The organism is Bacillus sp. DB-2 (assembly GCF_003315125.1).
Classification (GTDB): Bacteria; Bacillota; Bacilli; order Bacillales; family Bacillaceae_G; genus Bacillus_A; species Bacillus_A mycoides.
On sequence record NZ_QNRN01000003.1, the window covers coordinates 50,235 to 61,953 of the forward strand.

Genomic DNA, 11,719 nt, shown 5'->3' on the forward strand with positions numbered 1-11,719 from the left:
CTGTTATGCTCCTTTAATTGGAATCGTAGCGCTGGCTTTCGTTAACGTAACGCTATAAATTTGGGAATCAAGCTTTTTAACTGTACCGTAAGAGAATGAGCCAGGTTGTATCTTCTTACCTTCTTCTACACGTATAATTGTTGAAGTATGGTTTGGTAACCCTTTATATGCAATGTGAACAGCATCATCTTCATAAGAAACATCTAGGTCACCAGTTTGATAAATTTTCATAGAAGCAGTTGCTTCACTTTGGGTCATACTTTTTATATAAGGATATCTTTCTCGTATTTCTTTAATTGTCTTTTTATAAGCTTTAAATAATTCTTCCCATGTTAAATTACCTGAGCGTTTTTCATCAAGGATATCATCTGGATGGACGAAATGTGAGATAACCCCTAAATTTGCGGTAACATCAGTTAAGATAAATTGCTCTTCATCTGTGATAGCATAGCCGCTTGTAATGCGCGGGAAGTGATAAATGTTTTTATTATGTTCATCTGGTCCAAATTCTTGAATTAAACTACCGTTACTTTTACTTCCCACATATAGAGAAGCAACTGTTTCCATAGTTGGAACTGCGTCGTTTAATGCACTTAATCCAGCTGTATTTATAATATTGGATGGTGGTACATAGGTTTTTAATTTTTCGTTTGGAAAGAAGTTATACACGAGTTTTTGCAGAGCATCTAAGGAGCTCTCCATATCCTCTTTTGAATTCCATGGAACATATTCAAGTGCTTTATCTACTGGATCTGGTGGTAATAATAAAGGTTGATGGTTATAGCCATGAATGCCTATTTCCCCGCCGTGACTTAGTAATTCTCTCCCAAATAATAAATAGGTATTTCTATTTTTACCTGTGAAATCTTCAAAGGGTGGCGTTACTTTATTTTGGTACGTCCCAATGGCAACACCCGTATATTTAATATCAAGATCTTCAGAGATATCCTTCATATTTTTCCACCAATGTTTTTTATAAAATTCTTCAACAGAAATTTTTTCTTTCGTTAAGTTTTTTAGTTCTCCACTTGGAATCGGAGATGGGAAGTCATCGATATACATAATCTCCGCTCCAAGTTGTGCTGAAGCGAAAGTCGGGAAAATAGTACCCAGTGATTGAACGAACATACCTCTACCTAATTTATCGTTCAATGCTGTTGTATTCCAATATAAGACTTTTCCTTCACCGTAGTCATTGGTCCAAAGGATGGGAGTATCTTCCGCTGTAATCCAAGTATTAGTTGTATTCTCATCTAGCGTAATATTCATTGAGCTATGAGTAAACAATGGAGAAGAACTTGAGAGATCTGGATAACCAGGGAATAAAACTTCTTCAAAGGTTAATCCTTTCGCATCTTTGAAACCTTCTTTTTGGGTAATACCAAATAATGTGTTCCAGGAAGGATCTGAATCAAGTCGGTTTGCGATAATAATTCTTCCGCCCATTTGTACAAAATTTTGAATATCAGCTTGTGGAAGTTGCTCCATTATTTCACCTGTAATAATAATCCCTGTATAGGGAGAGGGTGTAAGTCCCTTAATTTCATTAGCTGTAATATCTTTATAGTGTAGGTGTGCGTAATCCATTGCCTTCTTCGTATTAAATTCGACTTGTTGCCCTAATGTATTATCCGTTTTTAAAACGTATAATTGCATTTTTTGTCCATTTTGAGCTACATCTTTTGCTTTGAGTGTTTTAACAGTAGCTGTTTCTTTAGTTTTAGGAACAGAAAACTTTTGATAAAAATTTTCTGTTCGATATATAAGGATGGATAAAATTAAGAGAAATAAAATGATACTAATAATCCCGATATATATATTAATCCCCTTTTTCAATGTGTGCGCCTCCAAACTGCCTTACAAATAATTGATATTTACGCGGTAGTATATGAACTCTTTTTGCATCCGTTAGATTATTGATTAAGTTATAGAGCTCGTCCCATAACTGTTGCTCATAATATATTTCAAGTAAACCAACGTAACCGTAATATGATTCAGGATAGAAATGAATAAGCTTTAAAAATTGTTCTTCAGACTTTGCATATTGTTTTGTGTGTAGAAACAGATTTCCAAGATGGAAAGGGTAAAGAGGTTCGTTAGGGAATAGTTCTACACCTTGTGTAATAAAATTCATAAATTTAGCGATTATTTTTTCTTTTTGCTGATTAGAAAGAAGACCACTGTTTATATATCTTAAATAGTTAGAAACCAATTCTTTTGCAATTTCATTTTGTGGATTTTGTAGAAATTGCTTATTTAAGTATTCGATTTGTTTTTCGTACCGTTCATTTAGTAAATTAATAGTAGTTGCTGCGTAATGCACAGTTTCAGGATCTTTATGGTGAATGGCTTCTTTCAATAAGCCTCCTTCATTAGCAATAGAGGAGGAGCTTAACTGTACAATGAGTTGTTTATGTAATTCAGGCTTATCTAGTTCTAATCCAGAAGAAAATGAAATTAAGTCCATATCTTGTTTTGCTGATTCCAAAATATCTTCGTAATTATCAACGTGAAAGGCAACATAATCAGAGTATTGCTGTAACCACTCGGTTTTGGAGCGTCTTATATTAAGTAATAACATGATTGCTGATACAATAAGTCCGATAAGTGGGAAAAGAAGAGATAGAATCAAGCAAAATTCAATAATTCCTTTTTTATCTTTAGTAATCAAACTTTTCGTAAATCGAAATAAAAGAAAAACCGAAATAACATAAATAAAATAAAGAAGGAGTAAAATCATTAGACTATCACTCCTTTAGAAGAAAGAGCGTTTTGTATACGAGTTTGAACTTGTATATAAAACTGTTCTTCAGTGCCAGGTAATAAAATCATGATTTTCTGCTCGGTTGTACTATAACCGAATATATCGATATCTCGCAAGTGGTCTTTTAAAATAGAATTTATCATTCCTAAAGAATCTTGTGGAGCATTGAACTCAAAATAGGAATATGGATAAGATAATGTTTCGTACCGTTTCTTTTCTATTTTTAGTAAATGTTCAAATTCATCTTCATAATAAATGCTTGTTTTAGGGAATGTGCGATCCTCTTGACTGGATAGCCAAAGATTAGAAGCGTTTTGTAAACGATCACCCATCCAGCGTAAATACCATGTGAAAAGTTCGAATTGCTCAGAAGTTACTTTTGAAAACTCGATTTCGTCTAATATAATGACGTATTGTACATCATCTTGGAATAGGACGGGACCAACTAAAAGTGGAGCGTCTTGAAAATCCTCATCTGTACGGAAAAAAGGTCGATTATGCGCTAGCGCATTTTTGATGACTAAGGAAGCGTTTTTAACGAAAATAGATTGGGATAATGTATTTTTACCAGTTTCAGCTCTTAATTTAATACGAAGCGATTGTTTATTGTTATCAACGTGATAGATACCAATTTTTTTTGCTCCAAAATACATTTTTAATACATTCATTCCTTCATCGAGTACAATTTCAGGATGTGTATGATTTAAAGCTTTAAACATATGATACATTTTAGATAAGTGGTTATTTGATTCAAGTACACGAGAACGTAGTGTAATACGTGTTTCATCCAATTGTTTCACGACATATTTTAATTCTTTATTTTCAGCCTTCAGCTCATTATTTATCATATGTACATCTTCATAACGTTCTTTTTGTGCAGTGCTCATCAGTCCACAGCATAAACTAATAACAAGTAAGAAAATCCAACTTATCCAGTAATCTAATGAATAAAAGTACAACAATACATCATTTTCTTTATATATACCGCTTACAAAAATATAAATCATTGCTTCCAAAAAGGCGAAAATGGCAATAGATATGCCATATCGGCTAGAGATAATTAATGTAATAAATAAGAGTAAGAAGTATTCATACGTTGGTGTAAGAAAATCAGTTAGTATTGATAGAAAAAATAGTGCAATAAAGAGAATCGTAGGTTCAATCATCTTTTGGAATATATTAGATTGTCTATAGTGCATAAAAAAATCCCTTCTTTCGTTTGCAAATTTAATTTTGAGGAATAGTACACTGAAATAAAATACATAATTTAAAAGAATTATTTTAAGATATATAATATATAAAGCCCAAATCATTTTATCAACAGAGATGTAGTAAATTCAAGTGAAATAAATTCTAATTTTTGTTAATGTATTGCATTTATTGGAATTTTTATAAAAAATCGAGTTTGAAAAAATGTAGAATGTTATGGTATTACTATATTTGTATTAACATTTAAAACAATAGAAAATTACAGTTGTATAGGGGGTAATATTATTATGGAGTGGAAACGTTCCGTATGTTTTTTAGCTATATTTTCTTTTATTTTTTCCTCAAGTACATCCGCACAAGCAAATGTTGTGGAACCAGTTTTAAAAAATGTACGAAGTTATAAAATTTATTATGGTGAAGCAAATGAGCAAGTAATTGAGAGACTTTCAAAGTATGACATGGTTATTATAGAGCCATATGCATTTACGAAAGAACAGGTTCAGCAATTAAAAAAATCAGGAACGGTAGTTCTTGGCTATGTTAGTGTTTTAGAATTAGAATCGTGGCATAAATCGCAAGTAGTTGAATCAGACTATTATTATAGAGATGGTAAGAAAATGAAGATTGAGCAGTGGGATACATATATTATGAATTTAGCTGATGAACACTACCGTGGGATTGTTGTGAATAAGGTGAAACAGCAAGTCATTGGAAAAGGAATAGATGGGGTGTTTTTAGATACAGCTGGTGATATTGATGACTATTTTTATGATCAGCCGTCTACACAAGGGAAATTTCGAGAAGCATATGTAAATTTATTAAAAGAAATTAAAAGTGTTGATTCCAACCTGCTTCTTATACAGAATTGGGGATTTGACACAATCAAAAATACATCCTTGAATTTTATACATGGTGTATTGTGGGAAGACTTCAATAAACAAGTTATTGCGAAAAATGAATGGAGTCAAAATTGGATGCGTTATTTTAAACAACAAAGCAATAAAATTGTAACGTTTACCGTGACCCCAGATAATGTATCTAAAAAATATAGTTCTACAAATGGGTTTGTTCCTACAATAAATCCGAATGATATTTATGATAAATAGCAAGTGTTCAAAATGAGAAACTATCAAGATTGACTATCACGCTTTAGGTCAGTAATACGATTATCTTATAAAGATAAATGTATTACTGACCAGCCCATTTCACATAATAGGGGAGATTTAATGAATTCGAACGAGTTGTTTATGGTATACTGTATTACCTTCTTGGCTTGTATATGGCGGGATACTTCGCCCAAAACAATTTGCAACAATATTGGAGTGGCCAGGATAAGAAATACGGATTTCATACAAATCAATAGAGTCATCTAAATCAGCATAAAAAACTGCTAAGTGGTTGCCTTGTAAAATATATGGGAATGCTACTTCCGTATTTTCACCAAGTAGTACAGGTAATTTTACAGGATTAGAATAGTTAGACCAATCCCAAACCTCTATAGTTACATGGTGTGTGTAATATGCATCTAAATTTACAATGTTTACTACTGCTGAAACAGTTGCAGGCTCTCTTGTTAATACACCTGTGGAGTGAAAAACAAAATGATTTGGATAATGAAGAGGCATAAATATCAAACCTTTCTAAATTAATATGAGTGTACGATATTCTATGCAAATAATTAATAGAATGAGATAGGGAAAATGTATCATTCTACTAATTTTTTATAGAAATTCAAAACGTAGTATTGAAAAGTATTCCAACACTTGTATCATTGTTAGAGTACGTTTATAATCAAGGAATCCTATTTCATGTTTTGATAGGGTTATTTATTATTGAAAGCGTTTTAAATTTGTTATTCTTTAAGGTAGGAAGTCTGACTTATTCAGATTAAAAATTATGTATGTAGTTTTAAATAGGAAGAAAAATAATAAAGTGAAACTTTAATCAGTGGGTGGGGGTTGTTCATCCCCACTGATTATTAGCCTTCACCAATCGGGCTTTACGGGCAGTTGATCTCCCGCCTAACTTCTTTGCTCTAGCTGAATTTTGAGGTGGGAGTTTTACTGCTCGTTAATGCGGGATAAAGTATCACTTTATATTGTGGGGAGGTTAAAAGTGTGAAAGGGAAAGATTTTCACACGAATATATATGGGTTACGTAGGATTATTACTTTCAGGTGCAGCTTTATTTTTAAATAGTCTTGTCATATTAGGCAAAGTAGAGATGAAAAGTGCAGGTGTCTTTAATTTATTTGTGGGGGCACTACAAATTATCATTCCGTTCTATTTGATTATGATTTCTGATCAAAGTAATTGGACGGTATATTCATATGCGGCTACTTTTTTATTTGGTTTAACTTATTTATATGTAGGCGTTACTTTTATTAAAGGAATGGATAGTAGTGGACTAGGCTGGTTCTGTATTTGGGTAGCAATTATTGCTTTATTCTATATGATTGTTTCATTTGTTCAATTCCACGATGTTGTTAATGCGTTAACATGGTTTATGTGGGCATTACTTTGGTATTTATTCTTTGTATTAAATGCACAAAAAAAGAATATCAATCAATATCTTGGCAGAATTGCCTTTGTACAATCATGGGTAACATTGACGTTGCCTTCACTCTTTTATTTTATGGGAGTATGGGGCGAGGGATTCATATATGAACTATGGGTTTATGTATCAGTAATTTCTATTTTATATTGCTGCTATTGTATTTTTAAATATCGAGTACGTTAATGTATCGTGTGTAGAAAAAACATGGAATCGTTAAACTGATTCCATGTTTTTTTATTTTAGCGTTTATAATAATAGAGGTAGTATTTTACAATTTTTGAAAACGGGGATGATGAAGGTGAAAAAAGTATTGGTGCTAGGGGGAACAAGATTTTTTGGTAAACATTTAGTAGAAGTACTGTTGCAAGCTGGACATGATGTAACGATTGCGACGAGGGGAGTTACTGAAGATTCCTTTGGAGGTGCAGTAAAAAGACTGATTGTAGATAGAGAAGATGAGAGGCTACTAGAAGAGCGTTTTGAAGGTAAAAGTTATGATATCGTATACGATAATTTATGCTATAGCTCGAATGCAGCGAAGATAATATGTGAAGTGCTAAAAGGAAAAACGAAGAAATACATTATGACATCTTCAATGGCTGTCTATGAGCCTGCGCTAGGCCTGTTAGAAGAAAACTTCAATCCGTACGAGTATACAATTACGTATGGAGGTAGGAATGATTTCAATTATAGTGAAGGTAAGCGATTAGCCGAAGCAGTTTTATTTCAACATGCAACATTTCCAGTTGTCGCAGTGCGTTTTCCAGTTGTTATTGGAGAAAACGATTATACGAAAAGATTACAATTTTACGTTGAACATGTTGTGAAACAAGAGTCTATCGTTGTGGATCATGTAGATGGAGAGTTGTCATTTATACATGAAAAGGAAGCAGGACAGTTTTTAGCTTGGTGCGGGATGGAAAACATAGAAGGGCCAATTAATGCTTGTAGTAACGGGGTGGTTTCTACCAGAGAAGTTATTCGTTTCATAGAAGAGAATACCGGGAGAAAAGCGCTCATTCAAGAAGTAGGAGATAATATAGCTCCTTATAATGGAGTGATTAATTGTACGTTACATAATGGAAAGGCTCGTGAATTAGGATTCCCGTTCCGAGAGTTGAAATTAGAGACGGAAAAAGTTTTACGTTATTACATAAATACAATGAAATAATCATAAATCCCCCGGTGGCAATCCGGGGGATTCTGGAGGATTTCGACAATACTAATTTTACATTACCAAATTTACCTTATACGCACGACTAATGTGTTTGTGATTGAATTGCTTGTAAATACTTTTCATTTACCCGGTCCCAGTCCACCGTATGCCACCAGTTGGTAACAAATTCTGGACGCCGATTTTGATACTTTAAATAATAGGCGTGTTCCCATACATCGATGACGAGTAATGGAATTTTACCTTCTTGCAAAGGTGTATCTTGATTGGGTGTACTCATAACGGAAAGTTCCTCACCGTCCAGAACAAGCCATCCATAGCCACTTCCAAAACGACTAATAGCTGCTTTGGAAAGTTGATCTTTTAAGTTGTCAAAGGTATTGAAATAATAATCAATTACTTTTGCAACGTCTCCATTAGGCTCACCGCCACCTCGCGGGCTCATTAATTCCCAAAAAAGACTATGACAATAATGTCCACCACCGTTATTTCTGACAGCTGTAACAATTTCTTTTGGTAAAGTTTCTAAATTACATAGTAACTCTTCTAAAGATTTATTATGTAATTCCGTATAGTTTTCTAAAGCGGCATTCAAGTTATTTACGTATGTCGCATGGTGCTTTCCATGATGAATAGAAAGCGTGTTGCTATCGATATATGGCTCTAGTTCATCATAGTCATATGAAAGCTTTGGCAATTGAAATGAAGACATAACATTCCCTCCTTTCTTATTAAAAAAGTTGGTCTAGGTAAAAATAATTTACCTGAGTCAAAAATACACCTATTTTTTATACAAGTCAATAGTAATCTCTTTAATTTTCTGAAAAATATTACAATAAAAGTAACACTTCGACTTTCATTTGTGACTCTTATTCTTTTTGCTTATACTGTAAAGTAGTAACGTTTTGTTGAAATAGAAGGAGATCGTTTATGAGTAAAACGAAACAATTAATAGAGGAAGCGAGTCATTTTATTACGGTTTGCTATAAAGAGCTTAATAAAGAACAATTCATAGAAGAGAGAATAAAAGAAATTCAAGTTGAGATAGAGAAGACGGGGACGTATGAGCATACATTTGAAGAACTTGTTCATGGATCACGAATGGCATGGCGCAATAGTAATCGATGTATCGGAAGACTATTTTGGAGTAAGATGCACATATTAGATGCACGTGAGGTAAATGATGAGGAAGGTGTATACAATGCATTAATTCATCATATTAAATATGCAACGAACGATGGGAAAGTTAAACCGACAATTACAATTTTTAAGCAATATCAAGGTGAAGAAAATAATATACGAATTTATAATCACCAATTGATTCGGTATGCAGGATACAAAACAGAAATGGGAGTGATTGGTGACTCTCATTCCACTGCGTTTACAGATTTTTGTCAGGAACTTGGCTGGCAAGGAGAAGGTACGAATTTCGATGTATTGCCACTTGTTTTTTCTGTCGATGGGAAAGAACCCGTATATAAAGAAATTCCTAAAAAAGAAGTGAAAGAGGTACCAATTGAACATCCAGAGTACCCAATCTTATCTTTAGGAGCAAAATGGTATGGGGTTCCAATGATTTCAGATATGCGCTTAGAAATTGGCGGTATTTCCTATACAGCTGCTCCGTTCAATGGTTGGTATATGGGTACGGAAATTGGGGCCCGTAACTTAGCGGATCATGATCGTTATAATTTACTGCCAGCGGTTGCAGAGATGATGAATCTCGATACATCTAGAAACGGTACGTTATGGAAAGACAAGGCACTAATTGAGTTAAATATTGCTGTATTACATTCCTTCAAAAAACAAGGAGTTAGTATTGTGGATCATCATACAGCTGCACAACAATTTCAACAATTTGAGAAGCAAGAAGCGGCATGTGGACGGGTTGTAACGGGCAATTGGGTGTGGCTCATTCCACCACTGTCGCCAGCTACCACTCATATTTATCACAAACCGTATCCGAATGAAATTTTGAAGCCAAATTTCTTTCATAAATAATAGCTAGTATAGTTTTTTTTCTGCAAAATATAATTTTTTTTAATTACTGTTACGTAGCAAATGGAAGCCTTTACTATCGGCTATTTTTGGAAAGGGCTTTTTGAACCAAGGAGTTCCTTATGTTATAATCAAATTTCTGTTTCGAAGACCTTATAGAAATATAAGGTCTTTTGTTTTGCTTTTTTATGTAATAGGAATAGAAATTTTCTTTTAAATAAGGGATTTAGCATATTTTTAGGGACAACATAAGTGTGTAGAAAATTGATGGATTATTATGCTTATATAATCATTGTGTTTTGGGTGTAAACAAGAAAACATAATAAAGTTGTTTTTTTAGATTGCTGAGGAAGGAGGAAGTGTAAATGAGGAAGAAGAGTCGAAAAACGGATTGGCCTGTATTTCTTATTAGTGGTGGCTCACTTTTATTATTTGTAATTGCAGTTATTTTAAATAAAAGTTACGTAGAGGGAGCCATTAATAGCAGTTTTGCAGCTTCAATTAAATATTTTGGTGCCTTTTGGCAGGTTTTATTAATTGGTACATTTGTTGTTGCAATGTGTATGGCGTTTTCGAAATATGGGAGAGTTAAACTTGGGGGACTAGAAAAACCTGAGATTAGTACGACAAAATGGCTCGCTATTATTATGTCTACATTACTTGCCGGAGGTGGCGTTTTTTGGGCAGCCGCAGAGCCGATGTACCATTTGATGACGGTGCCACCAATACATGAAGGCATAACTGCTGGAACGAAAGAAGCGGTAATGCCGGCTTTAGCACAAAGTTATATGCACTGGGGTTTCCTGGCTTGGACGATTTTAGGTACAATTAGTGCGGTAGTTATGATGTACGGGCATTATCATAAAGATATGCCTTTAAAACCTCGAACGCTTTTATATCCTATTTTTGGAGAGAAATTACGAAAGAGTTGGCTTGGAACAATGATCGATGTATTTGCCATTATTGCGGTAGCTGCAGGGACGATTGGTCCAATCGGATTTTTAGGCTTGCAAGCAAGTTATGGGTTACAAGCATTGTTTAACATTCCTGATGTGTTTACTACTCAATTAGCCATTATTGTTTGTGTGGTAGCTGTTTCTACTATATCTGCGGTAACAGGAATTGATAAAGGGATTCAAATTATAAGTAATTTAAATGTTAGGTTAGCAGTTCTATTAATGGTATTTGTATTACTATTTGGACCAGGTGGATTTATTATCGATTCATTTGTTTCTTCGTTTGGATTTTATATAAATGAATTTATTCCAATGAGCACATATCGTGGTGATACAGCTTGGTTAGGATCGTGGACAATCTTTTTCTGGGGATGGTTTATTGGATATGGACCGATGATGGCAATTTTAGTGAGCCGAATTTCAAGAGGAAGAACAATCCGAGAAATCATCGTTGCAATTGGAATTATTGCACCTATTATTACAACGTTTTGGTTTACTATACTAGGGGGATCAGGTGTGTTTTATGAGTTAATGAATCCTGGTTCTATCTCGACCGCATTAAGTGAATCTGGTATGCCAGCGGCTATGATTGCAATTACGCAGCAGTTGCCACTATCTAATATTATTGGACCTGCATTTCTTTTATTAACAATTTTATTTGTAGTGACAACAGGAGATTCAATGGCTTATTCGATTTCAATGGCAGTGACTGGAGATGGAGATCCTAGAATTAGTTTGCGAGTTTTTTGGTCGCTTATTATGGGCGCAGTTGCGGCGATTCTTTTATATATGGGTGAGGGAAGTATTAACGCCTTACAATCCTTCATTGTAGTGACGGCTGTTCCGGTATCTATTCTGTTATTCCCAATGCTATGGCTAGCGCCTAAAGTCGCAGGGGAATTAGCGTTAAAACAAGGTATTGTAAAAGAAGAAGATAAAACTAGCTTCTTGTTCCAAAAAGCTAGTAAATCAAAATAAATAATTGTATTTATATAAGAAGAGGAAGCATTTCATTTGAGATGCTTCCTCTTTGCCATTTATCCAAATACTTTTCCTGAGGGG

At 34.0% G+C, this 11,719-nt stretch carries 10 protein-coding genes; 5 read left to right on the top strand and 5 right to left on the bottom strand.

Annotated features, from left to right (window positions below; translation table 11 throughout):
• Positions 1-3: 3 nt before the first annotated feature.
• The 3 genes from DET63_RS05795 to DET63_RS05805 are packed head-to-tail and all read right to left on the bottom strand — an operon-like array spanning position 4 to position 3,963.
• Positions 4-1,836: a DUF2194 domain-containing protein gene (locus tag DET63_RS05795; protein WP_113936120.1), complete on the bottom strand. Its 1,833-nt coding sequence runs from the start codon at positions 1,834-1,836 to the stop codon at positions 4-6.
• Complete coding sequence (locus DET63_RS05800; RefSeq protein WP_113936121.1) at positions 1,820-2,740, bottom strand: tetratricopeptide repeat protein; 921 nt, start codon at positions 2,738-2,740, stop codon at positions 1,820-1,822. The genes DET63_RS05795 and DET63_RS05800 overlap by 17 nt, the downstream gene beginning before the upstream one ends.
• On the bottom strand, positions 2,740-3,963 hold the full coding sequence (locus tag DET63_RS05805) for a GAF domain-containing protein (RefSeq protein ID WP_113936122.1): 1,224 nt from the start codon (positions 3,961-3,963) through the stop codon (positions 2,740-2,742). The genes DET63_RS05800 and DET63_RS05805 overlap by 1 nt, the downstream gene beginning before the upstream one ends.
• Positions 3,964-4,260: 297 nt before the next feature.
• Here DET63_RS05805 and DET63_RS05810 point away from each other — a divergent pair, with 297 nt between their 5' ends.
• Positions 4,261-5,079: a glycoside hydrolase family 191 protein gene (locus DET63_RS05810; RefSeq protein ID WP_113936123.1), complete on the top strand. Its 819-nt coding sequence runs from the start codon at positions 4,261-4,263 to the stop codon at positions 5,077-5,079.
• Positions 5,080-5,196: 117 nt separating this feature from the next.
• On the opposite strand, the gene DET63_RS05815 is transcribed toward DET63_RS05810, so the two are convergent.
• A complete protein-coding gene (locus DET63_RS05815) occupies positions 5,197-5,598 on the bottom strand; it encodes a hypothetical protein (protein ID WP_002143948.1) in 402 nt (133 codons plus the stop codon).
• 523 nt (positions 5,599-6,121) lie between these two features.
• Between DET63_RS05815 and DET63_RS05820 the strand changes: the two genes are divergently transcribed.
• On the top strand, positions 6,122-6,712 hold the full coding sequence (locus DET63_RS05820) for an AmiS/UreI family transporter (RefSeq protein WP_002068662.1): 591 nt from the start codon (positions 6,122-6,124) through the stop codon (positions 6,710-6,712).
• A gap of 43 nt (positions 6,713-6,755) precedes the next feature.
• A complete protein-coding gene (locus DET63_RS05825; RefSeq protein WP_181777897.1) occupies positions 6,756-7,700 on the top strand; it encodes an NAD-dependent epimerase/dehydratase family protein in 945 nt (314 codons plus the stop codon).
• Between the two features lie 88 nt (positions 7,701-7,788).
• On the opposite strand, the gene sodA is transcribed toward DET63_RS05825, so the two are convergent.
• On the bottom strand, positions 7,789-8,415 hold the full coding sequence (sodA, locus tag DET63_RS05830) for a superoxide dismutase [Mn] (RefSeq protein ID WP_113936125.1): 627 nt from the start codon (positions 8,413-8,415) through the stop codon (positions 7,789-7,791).
• 218 nt (positions 8,416-8,633) lie between these two features.
• Here sodA and DET63_RS05840 point away from each other — a divergent pair, with 218 nt between their 5' ends.
• The gene (locus tag DET63_RS05840) at positions 8,634-9,704 is read left to right on the top strand and encodes a nitric oxide synthase oxygenase (RefSeq protein WP_113936126.1); all 1,071 of its coding nucleotides are present in this window, start codon (positions 8,634-8,636) and stop codon (positions 9,702-9,704) included.
• A gap of 362 nt (positions 9,705-10,066) precedes the next feature.
• On the top strand, positions 10,067-11,635 hold the full coding sequence (locus tag DET63_RS05845; RefSeq protein WP_113936127.1) for a BCCT family transporter: 1,569 nt from the start codon (positions 10,067-10,069) through the stop codon (positions 11,633-11,635).
• Positions 11,636-11,719: the final 84 nt, after the last annotated feature.

Coding starts and splice junctions, on each gene's coding strand:
- DET63_RS05800 (WP_113936121.1), bottom strand. CDS start 2,740: ATGATTTTACTCCTTCTTTATTTTATTTATGTTATTTCGGTTTTTCTT.
- DET63_RS05805 (WP_113936122.1), bottom strand. CDS start 3,963: ATGCACTATAGACAATCTAATATATTCCAAAAGATGATTGAACCTACG.
- DET63_RS05810 (WP_113936123.1), top strand. CDS start 4,261: ATGGAGTGGAAACGTTCCGTATGTTTTTTAGCTATATTTTCTTTTATT.
- DET63_RS05815 (WP_002143948.1), bottom strand. CDS start 5,598: ATGCCTCTTCATTATCCAAATCATTTTGTTTTTCACTCCACAGGTGTA.
- DET63_RS05820 (WP_002068662.1), top strand. CDS start 6,122: ATGGGTTACGTAGGATTATTACTTTCAGGTGCAGCTTTATTTTTAAAT.
- DET63_RS05825 (WP_181777897.1), top strand. CDS start 6,756: ATGTTTTTTTATTTTAGCGTTTATAATAATAGAGGTAGTATTTTACAA.
- sodA (WP_113936125.1), bottom strand. CDS start 8,415: ATGTCTTCATTTCAATTGCCAAAGCTTTCATATGACTATGATGAACTA.
- DET63_RS05840 (WP_113936126.1), top strand. CDS start 8,634: ATGAGTAAAACGAAACAATTAATAGAGGAAGCGAGTCATTTTATTACG.
- DET63_RS05845 (WP_113936127.1), top strand. CDS start 10,067: ATGAGGAAGAAGAGTCGAAAAACGGATTGGCCTGTATTTCTTATTAGT.